Raw genomic sequence first — 17,353 nt, 5'->3', positions numbered from 1 at the left:
CGCAGGTCAGAACATAAGTTGCGCTATGGCGTAAATCGCCAAGCCGGCCAGCGAGCCGACCACCGTCCCGTTGATCCGGATGAACTGCAGGTCGCGCCCGACGTGCAATTCGATGCGCCGACTCGCCTCAGCGGCGTCCCAGCGCTCGATGGTCTCGGTGATGATCGCGGTGATCTCCACCCCGTAATGCGCCACCAGATGCTGCGCGGCCCGCACGATCCAGTTGTCCACCTTGTCACGCAGTTCTGCCTTGTCGCGCAACGCTTCTCCGACCTGGACTACGGTGGCGGCCACCCGCGTTCGCAGCGCGCTTGACGGGTCATCGACACCCTCGAGCACCAGTCGCTTCAGTGTTCGCCAGGCCGTCGCTGCGGCATTGGCCACTTCCTCGCGGGCCATCAGCTGCTCTTTGACCGCGTCGGCCTTGGCGATGGTCGCCTGGTCATGCTGCAGATCGTCGGCGAACTCGAACAGAAATCGGGTGGCGCTGCGTCGCAGTTCGTGATCAGGATTACGGCGCACCTTGTCGGTGAAATCCATCAGTTCACGGTGGATGCGATCCCCCACCAAGTGGTCCACGAAGCGCGGTGACCACGTCGGCGAATCACGCTCGACCACGCGCTGAATAACCTCCCCGGCATTCAGCGACCACTGGAACGCCCGGTCGGCCAGCAGCTGGATCAGCGCCTCCTGCCGGTTCTCTGCCAGCAGGGACCCCAGCACTCGGCCTACTGGCGGGCCCCAGTGCGGCTCAGCGAGGCGGCGCACGATCATCCGGTCAATCACGTCCTGGACGTCGTCGTCGCGAAGCATCTCGATGAGGACCCGCAGCACGGTCGCCGTCTCGGCAGCCACCCGGTCGGCGTGGGTCGACTCCGAGAGCCATTTGCCCACCCGTCCGGCGATCTCCGCGTCCCGCAGTTTGGTCTCGATCACCGGCGGTGACAGGAAGTTCTCCCGCACAAAGGTGCCCAGCCCCTCCCCGAGCTGGTCCTTCTTGCGCTTGATGATCGCGGTGTGGGGTATGGGAATGCCCAGCGGATGTTTGAACAGCGCGGTGACCGCGAACCAGTCCGCCAGTGCACCGACCATGCCGGCCTCCGCGGCAGCACCGAGGTAGCCCACCCAGCCAGGTGCCAGTCCGTCCGCTTGCGCCCACCGGCAGAGCACGAAGACCACGGTCGCGCCAAGCAGGAAACTCAGCGCAACGACTTTCATCCGGCGCAGATCACGCAACCGGGCGGCGTCTGCGACCGTATCGGCGCCGGCGAAAGACTCCGCCAACGAGTGCACAGTTTGTACGACACCCGACCGACCCGACTGGTTCTCTGGCAGCACCACCCCACCATCATCCGCCATGTTCGCCGCGGGGGGTGTGCGGCGCTTCCAGCTTCACCTCGCCTCCGGCGAGCCTCGCTGAACCACCGGGCACATGCGGCGGTTCCAGCTTCACCTCGCCTCCGGCGAGCCTCGCTGAACCACCGGTAACTGTTACCGCATCACCAAGGTTGCTGGACCAGGCCGTATTATCTATTGCGTCTAGTGAATGGGAACCCCCAATAGTGGCAGAACAGCTCCAGGCCGGTACCGCTAAGACCGACGGTCGAAAGCGGCGCTGGCACCAGCACAAGGTCGACCGTCGCAATGACCTGACCGACGGCACGATCGAGGCGATTCGGCGCCGCGGCCGCTATGTGAGCATGGACGAGATCGCCGCGGAGATCGGCGTCTCCAAGACGGTCCTATACCGGTATTTCGTCGACAAGAACGACCTCACCACCGCGGTCATGATGCGATTCGCGCAGACCACCCTGATCCCGAACATGGCGGCGGCACTGTCGGCCAACCTGGATGGATTCGACCTGGTTCGCGAAATCATTCGGGTGTACGTGCAAACGGTCGCCAACGAGCCCGAGCCGTACCGGTTCGTGATGGCCAACAGTTCGGCCAGCAAGAGCAAGGTGATCGCCGACTCCGAGCGGATCATCGCCCGGATGCTCGCGGTGATGCTGCGCCGCCGGATGAAGGTGGTCGGCATGGACACCCACGGGGTGGAGCCGTGGGCGTACATGATCGTCGGCGGGGTGCAGTTGGCCACCCACTCGTGGCTGCTGGACCCACGGATGAGCGCCGACGACCTGATCGACTACCTGACGATGCTGAGCTGGAACGCCCTGTGCGGAATTGTCGAGGTCGGTGGGTCGCTGGATAAGTTCAACTCCGGTCCGCACCCCTCGCCGGTGCTGCCGTGGCGCCGCGCGGCCAGTGCACAAGCACGCGCCACCGACGCGTCGGCGAACCCCGCCCGCTGAACGGGGCGCGCACCTCCGGTGCACCGGCGCCACTGCCGAATACCAGGGAAATCCCTGTATCTGTGCACGGCACCAGCTCCTACCGTCGGAGGCAGTACGCCACAACCGGGGAGTTCGCTCGCTGTGGTGCCGCACGATCTCAGACCGATCGGCCGAAGGCAGGTGCTCCCCATGAGCGCACAGATCGCCCAGGGTTCCAGACTGGTCGCCAAGACTGTGTTGTCGACCTTGATCGCCGGAGCAGTCCTGTCGTTTGCCCCGCCCGCCGGCGCCGACGAACCGGATCAGCCGGGCGGCCAGGGGCAGGAGGCATGCTCCGCCGACGACCCGGGCCAGTCACCGCAAGAGCAGCAACAGCAGCAACTGGCCTGTGGCGCCGGAATTGCCAACCGCGCCGTCAATGAGGCACGCAGCGCCGCCGACCAGGCAAATCGTGCCGCAAATCAGGCAAACCAGAATGCCCCGGCCAGTGACCGACCACCACAGGACCTCATCACCAACACCAAGTGCGTCATCTTCAACGGCGTCCCCACCCTGATCCCGCCCGAGGGGTTGACCCGTACCGCGTCGCCATTCGACTCGCCCATGGAAGGTAAACCCTGTTGGGCGGCGTACGGCGTGGCCCCCACGCACTGACGCCTGGGCGTCAGGCCCCGCCGCGAATCGCCGATCGGCAGGATCAGTAGGTGTAGAAACCCCGGCCGGACTTCTTACCGAGCTGGCCGGCCTCGACCATGCGCAACAGCAGCGGCGGTGCGGCGTAGAGCGGTTCCTTGAACTCTTCGTACATCTTGTCCGCGATCAGCTTCAGGGTGTCCAGGCCGACCAGGTCGGACAGTCGCAGCGGGCCCATCGGGTGCGACAGCCCCGCGACGATGGCCTTGTCAATGTCCTCGACGGTGGCGAATCCGGACTCCAGCATGCGAACCGCCGACAGCAGGTAGGGCACCAGCAAGGCGTTGACCACGAAACCGGACCGGTCCGAGCAGCGCACCACCTGCTTGCCCAGCACCGCGCTGGCGAACTGCTCGGTGCGGTCGGCAGCGGCGGGGTCGGTGACCAGGGTGCTGACCAACTCGACCAGCGGCAGTACCGGTACCGGGTTGAAGAAATGCAGGCCCAGCACGCGCTTCGGGTTTTGCGTGGCGGCCGCGATCTTCATGATCGGAATGGATGAGGTGTTCGATGCCAACACGGCGTCCGGGTCGGTGATCACCCGGTCAAGCTCGGCGAAGATCTTCGACTTGACGGTGTCGTCTTCGATGACCGCCTCGATCACCAACTGCCGATCCGCCAGGTCGCCGAGGTCGGTGGTGAAGGTCAGGTTGCCCACGGCGTCGTCACGCTCACGCTCGGTGATCTTGCCGGCGCTCACACCGCGGTCCAGCGACTTGACGATCCGATTGCGGCCCGCGGTGACCAGCGCTTCGGTGGTCTCAAAGACCTTCACCTCGACACCGGCACGTGCCGAAACCTCAGCGATCCCGGCGCCCATCTGCCCGGCCCCGATAACACCCACTCGTTGGATCGACACTGTCTCCCTTTCCGTCAACACGCAGCAACAAGCCCCGCCCAGGCTGGCTGGGCGGGGCCTGCGCTGTCAACTCCCCCGCGGCGCAATCCGACTTCCACCGCGGGAAATGTCTTTACCGCTAGTAAGGCTCAGTGGCTCACACCTTCGGTTCCACTTCGCCTCGTGGCTGGCGCCACTCGGCTCAGTGGAACTGACCCTCTTCGGTCGAACCCGCCAGCGCGGTGGTCGACGACGTCGGGTCGACCGTGGTGGCGATCCGGTCGAAGTAACCCGCGCCGACCTCGCGCTGGTGCTTGGTGGCGGTGTAGCCGCGCTCCTCGGCAGCGAACTCGCGCTCCTGCAGCTCGACGTAAGCACTCATCTGCTTGCGGGCGTAGCCGTGGGCCAGATCGAACATCGAGTAGTTCAGGGCGTGGAAGCCCGCCAGCGTGATGAACTGGAACTTGAAGCCCATCGCGCCCAGCTCGTTCTGGAACTTGGCGATCGTGGCGTCGTCCAGGTGCTGCTTCCAGTTGAAGGACGGCGAGCAGTTGTAGGCCAGCATCTGGTCGGGGAACTCGGACTTGACGCCCTCGGCGAACTTGCGGGCCAGCTCCAGGTCCGGGGTACCGGTCTCCATCCAGATCAGGTCGGCGTAGGGGGCGTACGCCTTGGCCCGGGCGATGCAGGGCTCCAGGCCGTTCTTGGTGTAGAAGAAGCCCTCTTTCGTGCGCTCACCGGTGATGAACGGCTGGTCACGCTCGTCGACGTCGGAGGTGATCAAGGTGGCAGCCTCGGCGTCGGTCCGGGCGATCACCACGGTCGGCACATCGGCCACGTCGGCGGCCAGACGCGCCGAGGTCAGGGTCCGGATGTGCTGCTGGGTGGGGATCAGCACCTTGCCGCCCAGGTGGCCACACTTCTTCTCCGAGGCCAGCTGGTCCTCCCAGTGCGAACCCGCGACACCGGCGGCGATCATCGCCTTCTGCAGTTCGTAGACATTGAGCGCACCACCGAAGCCGGCCTCACCGTCGGCCACGATCGGGGCCAGCCAGTTCTCCACCGAGGTGTCGCCCTCGACCTTGGCGATCTCGTCGGCGCGCAGCAGTGCGTTGTTGATCCGGCGAACCACCTGGGGGACCGAGTTAGCCGGGTAGAGGCTCTGGTCGGGGTAGGTGTGCCCGGACAGGTTCGCGTCACCGGCGACCTGCCAACCGGACAGGTAGATGGCCTTCAGACCGGCCCGGACCTGCTGGACGGCCATGTTGCCGGTCAGCGCGCCGAGGGCGTTGATGTAGTCCAGGTCGTGCAGCTGCTCCCACAGCACCTCAGCGCCGCGGCGGGCCAGGGTGTTCTCCTCGACGACGTGGCCCTGCAGCGCGACGACGTCCTCGGCGGTGTAGGTGCGGGTGACGCCCTTCCACCGCGGGTTGCTGTCCCAGTCGTGCTGGATCTGCTCAGGGCTCTTCGGCGTGCCGACGGTCGACATAGGATCCGCTCCTTTGCGTTCTCGATCGTCGGGGCTGGTGGGCGAGTGAAGCGCGCTGCGCTCCCCTTCCCGCCTTTGCTAACACCCCGAACGATTCACTGGTGTGTTAATGCGACCTTGGCACAGCACATCTCCCCAGGTCCAGCCGTTTCCATTGCCAATTTCAGCCATGCATCAGCGACTAATTGCTAAGGTTGCAAAGAACGGTCGGGACAATTCGTCGTGAAAACGACAGAAAAGCTACCGGTCGGTAACATATCCTCACAGGTCAGCGCCGGTTTTAGCAGTACGCTCGTACTGACTAGAACGTGTTACAGCGAGAAGATCGCGGCGAGCGCCTTGACCTCGTCACCCACCAGGTATGTGAGCGTTCTAACAGTGCGATCGACCAGTTCGGGCCCGAACATCTCCGTCGACCCGGCCGGGTGGACATGGCAGACGATCTCTAGTTTGTCGCCCAGCGCGACGGCGGCGTCGTGTTCCAGCGTGACGCGCAGCGGCGCGGCGAGCAGCTCGGGATAACTCGACAGGTAGTCCTCGACCACGGTCCAATACACCGAGTTGTTCATGTGGTCGAACAGGTCGATGTCGGTGAATCGCAGCGGGTACTCATGGATCGCATCCGCGTCCTCACGACCACCGGCCTTGAGGTAGGCCTTCCAGCGCAGCCGGTCGATGCTGGTGGTGCGCTTGAGCCTGGCCAGAAAGTCCTCGGAGATGCGCGCCGGCCCCTGGGTCTCACGGTTGATGTTGATCCAGAATGCCTCGGATTCGATCAGACCGCCCTTACGGCCATCGATTCGGACCCGCATCTCGCACCAACGGTTGGAAGTACCCGAGCACCAGCGGCGCATCCGCAGCATGTCCTGGAACTCGATCGGCGCGATCAGATCCATCATGGTGCGCCGAACGATCCACAGCGGATGCGTCTCCTGAAATCCGCCCTCGCGCAACTGATCCTGGCCGATGTCCTGAATGTGGCGGGCGGCCGCGTCCATCCGCAGGCGACCCAGCCGGTCGATATCGGCGACCCGAAGCGGCCACTGGCGGTCGAACACGTCGGGATGGGGGTCCGGTACCGGCATCAGAGCCTTGGCGAGGCCGGTCGACTCCTGTGTTTGTTGCATCGATGCTCCCGTATGTCTTTGCCTGCGCGGATCATGCCATGCCAACAATGCGAATGCGGCCTTCACAGCGGGTAGGGTCAGCGTGGTGGCCAAGACGTACGTCGGCTCCCGGGTGCGCCAATTGCGCAGCGAGCGCGGGTTCAGCCAGGCTGCTCTGGCGCAGATGTTGGAGATCTCGCCGAGCTACCTCAACCAGATCGAACATGATGTTCGCCCACTGACCGTCGCAGTGCTCCTGCGCATTGCCGAAGTCTTCGGGGTGGACGCCAGTTTCTTCTCCTCCCAAGACGACACCCGGCTGGTGGCGGAGTTACGTGAAGTCGCGATGGATCGCGACCTCGACATCGACGTGGATCTGGCCGAGGTGGCCGAATTGGTCAGCACCCACCCCAAATTGGCGCGCGCGATGGTCAACCTGCACCGTCGGTACCGCAACACCTCAGCCCAGCTGGCTGCTGCCACCGAGGAACGCTTCTCCGACGGCAGTGGCACCGGCGCTATCACCATGCCGCACGAAGAGGTTCGGGACTACTTCTACCAACGCCAGAACTACCTGCACGAACTCGACACCGCCGCCGAGGAACTGGCGACCCGGATGCGCAGGCACCAAGGCGAGTTAGCGGTCGAACTGGCCAATCGACTCACCGAGGTGCACGGGGTGCACATCAACCGTCGAATCGACCTGGGCGAGACGGTGCTGCACCGCTACGACGCGGGCACCCGGACTCTGGACATCTCCAACCACCTGTCTTGGGGGCAGCGCGTCTTCAAGATGGCCGCCGAGCTGGCATACCTGGAATTCGACGGCCAGATCTCAACCATGGTCGACGAGGGCAAGTTCACCTCGAAAGATGCGCGCACGCTGGCCCGCCTCGGACTGGCCAACTACTTCGCCGCGGCAATCGTGTTGCCCTACGGACAATTCCACGACAGCGCCGAGACTTTCCGCTACGACATCGAACGACTCTCGGCGTTCTACCGGGTCAGCTACGAGACGATCGCTCACCGATTGTCCACCCTGCAGCGGCCGTCGATGCGCGGGGTGCCCTTCTCCTTCGTCCGGGTCGATAGAGCCGGAAACATGTCAAAGCGTCAGTCCGCCACCGGCTTTCATTTCTCCTCTAGCGGAGGCACCTGCCCGTTGTGGAACGTCTACGAGACTTTCGGCAATCCAGGCAAAATCCTGGTGCAGATCGCTGAGATGCCCGACGGCCGAAAATACATGTGGGTGGCGCGCACCGTCGAACGCCGCGCGTCCCGCTGGGGACAGCCCGACAAGACTTTTGCGATCGGGCTCGGCTGCGAACTGCGCCACGCCCACCGGCTGGTCTACTCCGAGGGCCTGGATCTGGCGGCCGGCCACGATGTTCCAGCCACCCCGATCGGGGTGGGCTGCCGCGTGTGCGACCACGACAACTGCCCGCAGCGGGCCTTCCCCGCTTTAGGCCGTGACCTGGATCTCAACGAACATCGCAGCACCGTCTCGCCGTATCTGGTAAAGCAACAGCGGTGACTGTTCGCATTCCTGAATCTCCCGGCCTGCGCGACCTCGGTGCCGCCAACTGGCTGGTCTGTAAGGTCATCGCGCTGCGTCAACGTGTGCCCCGTGCGCACCTGTTCACCACGCTGGGACAGCACCGGCGGCTGATGTGGTCCTGGTTGCCGTTCGGCGGAGTACTCATGCGCGGCGGCAAGCTCCCTAACCGCGACACCGAGCTGGTGATCTTGCGAGTCGGCCACCTGCGCGACAGCCAGTACGAACTGCAGCACCACCGTCGGATGGGCCGGGCGGTCGGTCTCGACGACGCCACCCAGGCGTTGATCTTCGAAGGCCCCGGCGCGGCCGGACTCACCGACCGCCAGCACATCCTGCTCACCGCGGTCGACGAACTGGTGCAGACCCGGACCCTCTCCGATGCGACCTGGGGCCAACTGGCCACCCACCTCGATCGCCCTCGGCTGATCGAGTTCGTGATGCTGACCAGCCAGTACGACGCATTGGCCGCCACCCTGAGCGCATTGCGGGTGCCGTTGGACTTCGATGAGTAGTACTGCGTGACCACTCCCGTGAGCCATGACCTGGCCGTCGCCGGCGGCGGGGTCCTGCTGATCGCAGCAGTACTGATCGTCGTGGGACGAGCCCTGGCCCGGCGCGGGGCCGGGCCACTGGTCACCCGCAAGATCCCGCACGCGTTGTGTGGGGTGTTCGCTGCGCTGGCCGCGTTTCAGTTGTCGCACGGAGCCGTGGTGGCGGGCGTGTTGGCCGCCGCGACGGTGGCGTTGACGATCATCGTCGAGCGGGGCCTCATCCCGGTGCCGGGTGTCTTCGACGGCACCCGGTCCCGCGACTACGGGTTGGTGGGTTTTGCCGCCGGGGCCTTGATCGCGGTGCTGGCGTTCTGGCCGGACCGGATCGCCATCGCGGCGGGTGTCCTGGTGCTGGGACTGGCCGACGCCGGTGCCGCGCTGATCGGCGATCGATACGGCAGACATCGGGTCGAGGCCGGCGGCGGAGTGCGCTCCCTGGAGGGGTCGCTCGGCTTCGTCGTCATCGCCTTCGCCGTGTCGTGGGCGTTCTGCCGGTTCGGCCTGGAGCTGAACACGTTCATGGCGGTCTCGGTTTCACTTTTCGTCGCGATCACCACCGCCGCTGTTGAGCTGCTGGTGTTGCCGGCCGCAGACAACCTGCTGATCACGCCGTGGGTTGCCCTGTTGCTGCACGTAGCGCGGGATCTGTCCACCGACGACGCGCTGCGGTGGCTGGCCGCGTTGGCGTTCGGCTGCGCCATTGTGCCGTTCATGCTGCGGATGCGGTGGCTGGATCTACCGGGCGCGCTGGGCGGGGGCCTGATCGCCGGTGTGGCAGTCGGCTTGGGCGGGTGGCCGTGGATCATCCCGGCCGCCGTGTTCTTCTCGCTGACCAGCCTGCTCACCGCGTACCGTCGGCCCACCCGGGCCACAGGTATGCGCAGCTTGAGCCAGGTGGCGGTGAACGCCGGCCTGCCGGTGCTGGTCCCGGTGATCGGCTATGCGTTCACCGGTGACCCGCTCTGGTACGCCGTGTCGATCGGTGGGATCGCGGCTGGCATCGCCGATTCCTGGGCCTCGGAGATCGGCCGCTTCTCCGCGCACGAGCCGCTGTCAGTGCGCACCTGGACGCGGGTGCCCAAGGGCACCTCCGGTGCGGTGTCTCCGCTGGGTTCGGGTGCAACGGTGCTGGGGGCGCTGGCCGTCGGCGCATTCGGTGCCCTGTTCGGCGGCGTACTGATGGTGCCGGTGGGGCTGGCCGCAGGAATCCTCGGTTCCCTGGTCGACACCGCGATCGGCGCCAGCATGCAGGCCCGCTTCAGCTGCGCGACGTGCGGTGCCACGGTGGAGGAGAACCTGCACTGCGGCGCGCCGACACGTGCGTCCACCGGTTGGCGGTGGATGGGCAACGACGCCGTCAATGCCTGCGCGAACCTGGCCGGCATGGTGGTGGGACTTGCGGTCTTCGGGCTTTTCGGGAGTTGAGCACACCCGGTCACGAACCCAGCGCGTCGAGCTGATGCGGGCAGTAGGTCCGCGCGGCGATGGTCACGAACAGTGCTGCACCCTGAAGACTCAGTTCCGGGTCGGCAGCTCGCAGGTCATTGAGCACCTGCAGAGCCGTTTCACCGTTGTTGGCTAACCGGCACACGGTTTTTCCAGCCTCCACAGCTCCGTCGTCCCCGGGGTAGGAGATCCCTGCCTGCTGCAGTTCCGCAAGGAAGGCCGAGTCGTCACCCACCGGGTCGGCTGCTCCCGTGGGCTCAGCATGAGCCACGGCGCACCCGAATATCGCTGCACCGATGAGCACCAGTGGAACCTTCATCATGTCGCGCCGAATTGCCCGGGAACCACCGCTTCGTCTTCCTCATCGAGGACGTGAACCGCGTGTATCCCGGGTTTCAGGGTCAGCTCCGCAACAAGGTCATCGAGCCCGGCTTCATCGACTGTCCAATGCTGGACCGCATCGGGCTGCTCCTGCAGGCATTCGATGAGCCGGTCGAGTTGAACCGGCTCCTTGAGCCGCTTGGCGGTGGGTACCTTCGAGGGGACTTTGGCCGAGCTGACCACCCGAGCTGCCGGACTGCCCAACATGCCTCCTGTCATAGCGCCCAATGCCGCCTCGCCGGGTAGTCCCGCCGCGAGCCCTGTCTGTGGCAACCCTGCCGCTCCGGTAACCGGAAAACCTGCGGAGGCCAGCCTGATCGCCGGGGCGGCGCCCGCCCAGCTCGGGGGAACCTTCAGCGCCCCGACCGCTGGCGCGCCGCCTGCAGTGGCCGAAACGGCCGTCGTGGCACCACCAGCGGGTGGTCTCAGCCCGGGCCCGGTGAGACCGGCCTGTAGCGGCGACTTCGAAACGGTGACCACCGGTACTCGGTAGAAATTCTTGAACTGCCCGATACCCAAGCTGGTCGTACCGTTGACGACGTTGGTCCAGGTGGCTTGGTTGCCCACTGCCTGAGCGAAGCCGAAAAACGCCTCCCACAGGGCCGAAGCCGGTGCCCCCAGCAATGCCTCCCAGAAACTCTTGTAGCCCGCGGTGAGGTCGTTGATGAGGTCGAGGATCGACTGCAGTGGGCCCGTCGCAGCAGCGCCGGGCTCATTCGTCGACTGCGCGCTGCCGCTGCTGGTTTGCGGGGGTTTGGTGAACAGCCTCAACCGTGTTCCGGTGGCGGTCGATGCGGTGGCGTAGCCCAACATCGCCGCGACGTCTTGCGCCCACATCTGTGCGTATTGGGCTTCGGTGGCTGCGATCGCCGCGGAGTTCTGTCCCACCACGTTGGTGGCCAGCAGCGTCACCAGTTGACTGCGGTTGGCCGCAATCATCTCCGGTGGCACCGTGGCCGCCAGTACCGTCTCATAGGCCGCGGCGGCGACTCGGGCCTCGGCGGCGGCCTGCGCCGCCTGAGCAGCCGTGGTCGACATCCAGCTCACGTAGGGTGCGACGGCGGCCGCCATGGACGCCGACGACGGACCCAGCCATAACTCGCCGGCCAGTCCGGCGATCACCGCACCGTAGGACGCCGCCGACGAGTTCAGCTCCGCAGCCAGCAGGTCCCACCCGGCTGCCGCTTCCAGCAGTGACGCAGAACCCGGGCCGGCGTGGATCTGACCGGAGATGACCTCCGGCGTCCGCGCGGCGAAATCCCCTAGGACCATTGCTGTTTCCTTCCTCGACCGGAAGCTACTTCCGGTTCGGCGGGATGACGATGACGGTGGATGTGGTAGCGATTTCTTCGGCAACCTCCGCACTGGTGAGACGGCCGGGCCCGCCGGCAAGCACGCGACTGACCGGGCGACCCGCTGCGCGGCCGCTTGTCTGGGTTCCCGCTGCGGCCGGGCCGGCGATCGCAGCCGTGGCTCCCCCTCCGAGCGCCCGCCCGACGACGCTCGACAGGGCCATCTCGCCGAACATGGCGCTCTGCGCCTCGCCGGCAAGCGCAGGACCGGCCGCTACCGCTCCCGCGTCCAAAGCCGTTGTCACCGAACGGATCGCGGGCACAGCCGCAGCCCAATTCTGCGGGACGGAAAGCGACCCGATCAGCCCCGCCCGTCCTAGGGCCGCCGTCGGAGTCGCCAGGTGCGTGAATGACGTTGTGAGCAATTCGCTGGAGAGCAATGGCGCCAAGAGGCCGGTCGGAATCTTGGGAGTGAGGAACGGGCCCAGGCTTTGTATGCCGGTTCCCAGGTTGGGAATGCTGATGGCGACCTGCCACCAGCTCTTCAGCAGACCGGCGACGCCAATCGGCGTGTAGGGCCCCGCGATCGTGTTGATGAGATTGGTCAGCGTGGCCAAGATTTCGGCCAGTTCACCCCCCGCCGAGGTGGGCGCGGCAGCCCCGGCAATGAGGGATTGCGCGGTAGTCGCGACCGCAGATCCGGCGGCCGACGCCACGGAGTTCGGCTGAGCGGAGAGGCCGTCGCCGTCGGTGGTGGTTGGCGGCGAGGCGAACACCCCCAGCTGGGTCGCCGCCGCGGAGGCTCCAGCGTAGCCGTACATCGCCGCGGCATCCTGGGCCCACATCTGCGCGTAATGCGCCTCGGCGGCGGCGATCGCCGCGGCGTTCTGCCCCAGAATGTTGGTCGCGATCAGTGACGCGGTGAGAATCCTGTTATCCACGATCACCGGCGGTGGCACTGTTGCGGCAAAGGCGGCCTCGTAGGCGCCCGCCGCAGAATTGGCCTGCAGGGCCGTCCGCTCGGCCTGTGCCGCAGTGGCGGCCAGCCACGCCGCATACGGTCCCGCCGCGGCGGCCATCGACTCCGACGAGGGGCCGTGCCAACCGGCACTGGTCAGATCCGAGATCACCGTCTCATAGGACGCGGCCGCGGAATGCAACTCGCCGGCCAACCCATCCCAGGCATTGGCGACGGCGAACATGGGTGCCGATCCAGGGCCGGAATAGATTCTGCCGGAGTTAATTTCGGGCGGCAACGCTCCGAAGTCGACCAACCAACCCTGAGCACCCATCTGAACATTCCTCCGCGTCACGAAGGACTGCATGACTGGCAGTCCGGCACCCGACCCCCGCAGGGACCGTTGGCCGTCTTTGACTCGTGACCGCGGTTGTGGCGAACCCCACCGCCTGGGCGCGTCCACCTGTCAGAGACACGCTCAAACTACTGCTTCAGCCTCTACACGCTGGGCAGTTTCACCGAAATCCGCAGCTAGAAGTTGATCATGTGGCCGGTCAAGCCGTGGAAGCACTCCTGCAACGCCTCGGACATGGTCGGGTGGGTGTGCACGTTACGGGCCAGCTCATGTGCGGTCAGGTCCCACTTCTGGGCCAAGGTGAGCTCCGGCAGCAACTCCGACACATCGTGGCCCACCAGGTGACCGCCGATCAGCTCGCCGTAGCGGGCGTCGGCGATCAGCTTCACGAACCCGCTCGGGTCCCCAACGCCATGCGCCTTGCCATTGGCGGTGAACGGGAACTTCACCACCTTGACGTCGTAACCCTCGGCCTTGGCCTGCTCTTCGGTGAGCCCGAAGCTGGCCACCTGCGGCTGGCAGAAGGTGGCCCGCGGCATCATCCGGTAGTCACCCAGCGACATGGTCTCGGCCCCGCCGATGGTCTCAGCGGCCACCACGCCCTGCGCCTCGGCGACGTGCGCCAGCTGAAGCAGCCCGGTGACATCGCCGATGGCGTAGATGTGCGGCACCGAGGTCTGCAGGTACTCGCCGACACCGATGGCGCGGCGCTCGGTCAGGGCGACGCCGGCCGCCTCCAGTCCGTAGCCGTCGACGTTGGGCGCGAACCCGATGGCCTGCAGGACCTTATCGGCCTTGAGCTCCTCGGTCTTACCGTCCTTGCTGACCACGACGGTGACCGCGGACCCGTCATCGGTGATGCTCTCCACCTTGGTCCCGGTGCGGATCGTGACACCCAGCTTCTTGAACTGCTTCTCGATCTCCTTGGAGACGTCAGCGTCCTCGTTGGGCAGCGCCCGTGGCAGGAATTCCACCACGGTGACGTCCACGCCGTAGTTGGCCAGCACGTAGGAGAACTCCATGCCGATGGCTCCGGCGCCCGCGATGATGATCGAGCTCGGCAGCTCCCGACTCAGGATCAGTTGCTCGTAGGTGACCACGTTGTCCGACAGCGACGTGCCCGGTACCAACCGGGTGCTCGAACCGGTCGCGATGATCGCGTTGTCGAAGGTGACGGTTTCGGTTCCGCCCTCGTTGAGGTCGACCGCCAGGGTGTGGGCGTCGGTGAACCGGCCGTAGCCGTTGATCTCGGTGATCTTGTTCTTCTTCATCAGGAAGTGCACGCCGGCGACCCGGCCCTCGGCGACCTTGCGGCTGCGATCGAACGCCGCGCCGTAGTCGAAGGTGGCTTCTCCGGAGATGCCGAAGGTCTGGGCTTCCTTGGTGAAGATGTGTGCCAGCTCCGCGTTGCGCAGCAGCGCTTTCGAGGGGATGCAGCCGACGTTGAGGCACACCCCGCCCCAATACTTCGGCTCGACGATGGCGGTGTTCAGGCCCAGCTGGGCAGCGCGAATGGCCGCGACATAACCGCCGGGGCCGGCTCCGATTACGACAACGTCAAAGTGGGTCACAGAACCACCCTAACGGGCATCGACCGCGGCGCCTCAGTACGGCAGGATTCCGGCTACGCAACGACTCACATGCTGGCAGTAGTGGTGGCCGTAGAGCGGCGCCGCGGCGAGCGCGGAGGCGAACACGGCCGACAGCAGCGCTATCGCCACCGCCGACAGCACCGGCCGCTCAGCAACCATCGCGACGATCAGCCCGGCGACGGTACAGACCACCGCGTAGACCAGCACAACGAAGACGGCCGGGGTTTTATCGGCCAGCGAATACCACCAGGCGAACAGTCCCAGGCCGATCCCGGCCGCCGGAATCCAGACCGCAACCAGTGCAAGGGCGAGCTGCCACCACTTCAGGTACCGGTATTGGCCCGCGACGACCACCGGCTTGGGCGGCTTGGCCGGCGACAGCACGACCGGCACCGGAATCTGTTCGGGACCGGTCCTCGGCTGCTCCGGTGCGGCCGACGCCCCGGGCAGTGGCACTGGGTGCGGGCCGGTGTCGAAGATCGGGGCCATGTGCGGCTCGGTCATCGGCAATGCTCCGGTGTCGATGTCCTCAGACACCCGACACCACCTGAATCGCAGCCAGCGCGCCGAACCACCCCACGGCCATCGCGAGCAGAGACGCCCCCAGCGCCGCAACCCATCGACGCGACGCCACGAACAACAACACCAGACCGGCGACGCTGGGCGCTCCGAGCACCAGCGTGATCGCGACATCCGGACGAATCGGCGCGGCGACCAGCAGGCTCAACCCGATCCCGATCAGCACGCCGACTGCGGCCCCGACCAGCATCGCGCTGCTGAGCAACCAGGGGCGCGGCAGCGGGATCACACCAGTAGATTTTACGGCGATCTAAGTGGTCAGCGTGGCAGCGACCCGGTGATCACCGGGATTGTTTCCAGCTCCGTGTTCTCGGCTGCGGTGAAGGCCCGGCCCCGGGTCAGGAACCGCAAGCCCTCGGGTGCCTCCAGGCTGAAACCGGCGCCGCGACCGGGAACCACGTCGATGATCACCTGGGTGTGTTTCCAGGCGGCGAACTGCGGACCGGAGATCCAGACCGGCACGTCGATACCGGCGCCCCCGTTGTCCAGGTGCAGGACACCGAGCAGCACGTCGTGCTCACCGATGATGAAGTCCCCGTCGGGGTAACACATCGGTGCCGAACCGTCGCAGCAGCCTCCGGACTGGTGGAACATCACCGGACCGTGACGTGCCACCAGCCGGGTCACCAGGTCGGTGGCGGCGTCGGTGATCAGCACCCGCGCCGGTGCCGCCATCAGAACAAGCCGTTCGCCGTCTGGGAGTAGGACACCAGCAGGTTCTTGGTGTGCTGGTAGTGGTCGAGCACCATCTTGTGGTTCTCCCGGCCGATGCCGGACTGCTTGTAGCCGCCGAACGCCGCGTGGGCGGGATAGGCGTGATAGCAGTTGACCCAGACCCGTCCGGCCTGGATGTCGCGTCCGGCCCGATAGGCGGTGTTGCCGTCGCGGCTCCAGACGCCGGCGGCAAGGCCGTAGAGGGTGTCGTTGGCGATAGCGATCGCCTCGGCGTAGTCGGTGAACGAGGTCACCGACACCACCGGCCCGAAGATCTCCTCCTGGAACACCCGCATCTTGTTGTGCCCGGCGAAGATCGTGGGCTGCACGTAGTAGCCGCCGGACAGCTCGCCGCCGAGCTCGGCGCGCTCACCGCCGGTGACGACCTTCGCGCCCTCCCCCTTGCCGATCTCGATGTAGGACAGGATCTTCTCCAGCTGATCGTTGGAGGCCTGGGCACCGATCATCGTGGTGCTGTCCAGCGGGTCACCTTGGCGGATCGCCTTGGTGCGGATGGCGGCCAGCTCCAGGAACTCGTCGTAGATGGGGGCCTGCAGCAACGAGCGTGACGGGCAGGTGCACACCTCGCCCTGGTTGAGGGCGAACCCGGCGAACCCTTCGAGCGCCTTGTCCTGGAAGTCATCGTTGGCCGCAAGCACGTCGGCGAAGAAGATGTTGGGGCTCTTGCCGCCCAATTCCAGGGTGACCGGGATCAGGTTCTGGCTGGCGTACTGCATGATCAGCCGCCCGGTGGTGGTCTCGCCGGTGAAGCCGATCTTGGCGATCCGGTTGCTGGTCGCCAGCGGCTTGCCTGCCTCGACGCCGAATCCATTGACCACGTTGACGACTCCCGGCGGCAGCAGGTCGCCGATCAGGCTCATCAGGAACAGGATCGAGGCGGGGGTCTGCTCGGCCGGCTTGAGTACCACCGCATTGCCGGCGGCCAGGGCGGGCGCCAACTTCCAGGCGGCCATCAGCAGCGGGAAGTTCCACGGGATGATCTGGCCGACCACGCCCAACGGCTCGTGGAAGTGGTAGGCGACGGTGTCGTCGTCGAGCTGGCTCAGCGCACCCTCCTGGGTGCGGATCGCGGCCGCGAAATAACGGAAGTGGTCGGCGGCCAGCGGGATGTCGGCGGCCAACGTCTCCCGGATCGGCTTGCCGTTGTCCCACACCTCGGCGACCGCAAGCGCCTCGCGGTGCGCGTCGATCCGGTCGGCGATCTTGCTGAGCACATCCGCGCGGTCCGCCGGCGAGGCCTTGCCCCACGCCGGGGCGGCGGCATGCGCGGCGTCGAGCGCCAGGTCGATGTCGGCCGCGGTGGAGCGGGGGATCTCGCAGAACGGCTCACCGGTGACCGGTGTGGTGTTCTCGAAATACTCTCCACCGACCGGCGCCACCCACTGGCCCCCGATGAAATTGCCGTAGCGGGATTCGTAGCTCATCAGTGCGCCTGCGGAACCCGGACGTGCGAAAACGGTCATCGATGCTGCTCCTTAGCCGTGGG

Annotated in this window: 17 protein-coding genes; 5 read left to right on the top strand and 12 right to left on the bottom strand. The window is 66.1% G+C overall.

What is annotated here, in order from left to right; translation table 11 throughout:
- Positions 1-6: 6 nt before the first annotated feature.
- Positions 7-1,359 (bottom strand): DUF445 domain-containing protein, encoded by a 1,353-nt coding sequence (locus G6N09_RS10735; protein WP_407662605.1) that lies wholly within the window; start codon positions 1,357-1,359, stop codon positions 7-9.
- A gap of 203 nt (positions 1,360-1,562) precedes the next feature.
- Here G6N09_RS10735 and G6N09_RS10730 point away from each other — a divergent pair, with 203 nt between their 5' ends.
- Positions 1,563-2,312, top strand: coding sequence for a TetR/AcrR family transcriptional regulator (locus G6N09_RS10730; protein ID WP_083022660.1), 750 nt, complete (start codon positions 1,563-1,565; stop codon positions 2,310-2,312).
- Positions 2,313-2,483: 171 nt separating this feature from the next.
- Positions 2,484-2,948, top strand: a complete 465-nt coding sequence (locus G6N09_RS10725) for a hypothetical protein (RefSeq protein WP_083022659.1) — start codon at positions 2,484-2,486, stop codon at positions 2,946-2,948.
- A 43-nt stretch (positions 2,949-2,991) separates the two neighbouring features.
- On the opposite strand, the gene G6N09_RS10720 is transcribed toward G6N09_RS10725, so the two are convergent.
- From G6N09_RS10720 to G6N09_RS10710, 3 genes are all read right to left on the bottom strand, one after another.
- Entirely contained in the window at positions 2,992-3,807 is an 816-nt protein-coding gene (locus tag G6N09_RS10720; protein ID WP_234806901.1) for a 3-hydroxybutyryl-CoA dehydrogenase, read from the bottom strand.
- Positions 3,808-4,027: 220 nt separating this feature from the next.
- Positions 4,028-5,314: an isocitrate lyase gene (aceA, locus tag G6N09_RS10715; RefSeq protein ID WP_083022657.1), complete on the bottom strand. Its 1,287-nt coding sequence runs from the start codon at positions 5,312-5,314 to the stop codon at positions 4,028-4,030.
- A 311-nt stretch (positions 5,315-5,625) separates the two neighbouring features.
- Positions 5,626-6,441, bottom strand: a complete 816-nt coding sequence (locus G6N09_RS10710; RefSeq protein WP_083022656.1) for an acyl-[acyl-carrier-protein] thioesterase — start codon at positions 6,439-6,441, stop codon at positions 5,626-5,628.
- Between the two features lie 85 nt (positions 6,442-6,526).
- Between G6N09_RS10710 and ramB the strand changes: the two genes are divergently transcribed.
- The 3 genes from ramB to G6N09_RS10695 are packed head-to-tail and all read left to right on the top strand — an operon-like array spanning position 6,527 to position 9,954.
- Positions 6,527-7,954, top strand: coding sequence for an acetate metabolism transcriptional regulator RamB (gene ramB, locus G6N09_RS10705; RefSeq protein ID WP_083022802.1), 1,428 nt, complete (start codon positions 6,527-6,529; stop codon positions 7,952-7,954).
- A complete protein-coding gene (locus G6N09_RS10700; RefSeq protein WP_083022655.1) occupies positions 7,951-8,490 on the top strand; it encodes a carboxymuconolactone decarboxylase family protein in 540 nt (179 codons plus the stop codon). The genes ramB and G6N09_RS10700 overlap by 4 nt, the downstream gene beginning before the upstream one ends.
- A 6-nt stretch (positions 8,491-8,496) precedes the next feature.
- Positions 8,497-9,954 (top strand): DUF92 domain-containing protein, encoded by a 1,458-nt coding sequence (locus G6N09_RS10695; RefSeq protein WP_234806891.1) that lies wholly within the window; start codon positions 8,497-8,499, stop codon positions 9,952-9,954.
- A 10-nt stretch (positions 9,955-9,964) separates the two neighbouring features.
- On the opposite strand, the gene G6N09_RS10690 is transcribed toward G6N09_RS10695, so the two are convergent.
- The 8 genes from G6N09_RS10690 to adh all read right to left on the bottom strand — a co-directional run bounded on the left by G6N09_RS10690 (position 9,965) and on the right by adh (position 17,330).
- Entirely contained in the window at positions 9,965-10,279 is a 315-nt protein-coding gene (locus tag G6N09_RS10690; RefSeq protein ID WP_244959503.1) for a DUF732 domain-containing protein, read from the bottom strand.
- A gap of 14 nt (positions 10,280-10,293) precedes the next feature.
- Complete coding sequence (locus tag G6N09_RS10685; RefSeq protein WP_083022652.1) at positions 10,294-11,628, bottom strand: PPE family protein; 1,335 nt, start codon at positions 11,626-11,628, stop codon at positions 10,294-10,296.
- A gap of 25 nt (positions 11,629-11,653) precedes the next feature.
- A complete protein-coding gene (locus tag G6N09_RS10680) occupies positions 11,654-12,940 on the bottom strand; it encodes a PPE family protein (RefSeq protein WP_109558783.1) in 1,287 nt (428 codons plus the stop codon).
- 197 nt (positions 12,941-13,137) lie between these two features.
- Positions 13,138-14,532: a dihydrolipoyl dehydrogenase gene (gene lpdA, locus G6N09_RS10675; protein ID WP_083022650.1), complete on the bottom strand. Its 1,395-nt coding sequence runs from the start codon at positions 14,530-14,532 to the stop codon at positions 13,138-13,140.
- 33 nt (positions 14,533-14,565) lie between these two features.
- Positions 14,566-15,090: a hypothetical protein gene (locus G6N09_RS10670; RefSeq protein ID WP_083022649.1), complete on the bottom strand. Its 525-nt coding sequence runs from the start codon at positions 15,088-15,090 to the stop codon at positions 14,566-14,568.
- Positions 15,083-15,361 carry a putative holin gene (locus G6N09_RS10665; protein ID WP_083022648.1) on the bottom strand — a complete coding sequence of 93 codons (279 nt, stop codon included), beginning with the start codon at positions 15,359-15,361 and terminating at the stop codon, positions 15,083-15,085. Before G6N09_RS10665 ends, G6N09_RS10670 begins: the two co-directional genes overlap by 8 nt.
- A 29-nt stretch (positions 15,362-15,390) precedes the next feature.
- Positions 15,391-15,807: a DUF779 domain-containing protein gene (locus G6N09_RS10660; protein WP_083022647.1), complete on the bottom strand. Its 417-nt coding sequence runs from the start codon at positions 15,805-15,807 to the stop codon at positions 15,391-15,393.
- Complete coding sequence (adh, locus tag G6N09_RS10655; protein ID WP_083022646.1) at positions 15,807-17,330, bottom strand: aldehyde dehydrogenase; 1,524 nt, start codon at positions 17,328-17,330, stop codon at positions 15,807-15,809. The genes G6N09_RS10660 and adh overlap by 1 nt, the downstream gene beginning before the upstream one ends.
- Positions 17,331-17,353 lie beyond the last annotated feature (23 nt).

This window comes from Mycolicibacter minnesotensis, from assembly GCF_010731755.1.
Classification (GTDB): domain Bacteria; phylum Actinomycetota; class Actinomycetes; order Mycobacteriales; family Mycobacteriaceae; genus Mycobacterium; species Mycobacterium minnesotense.
Note: the sequence above shows the minus strand (reverse complement) of the source record. Positions and strands in the feature narration are given on the sequence as shown.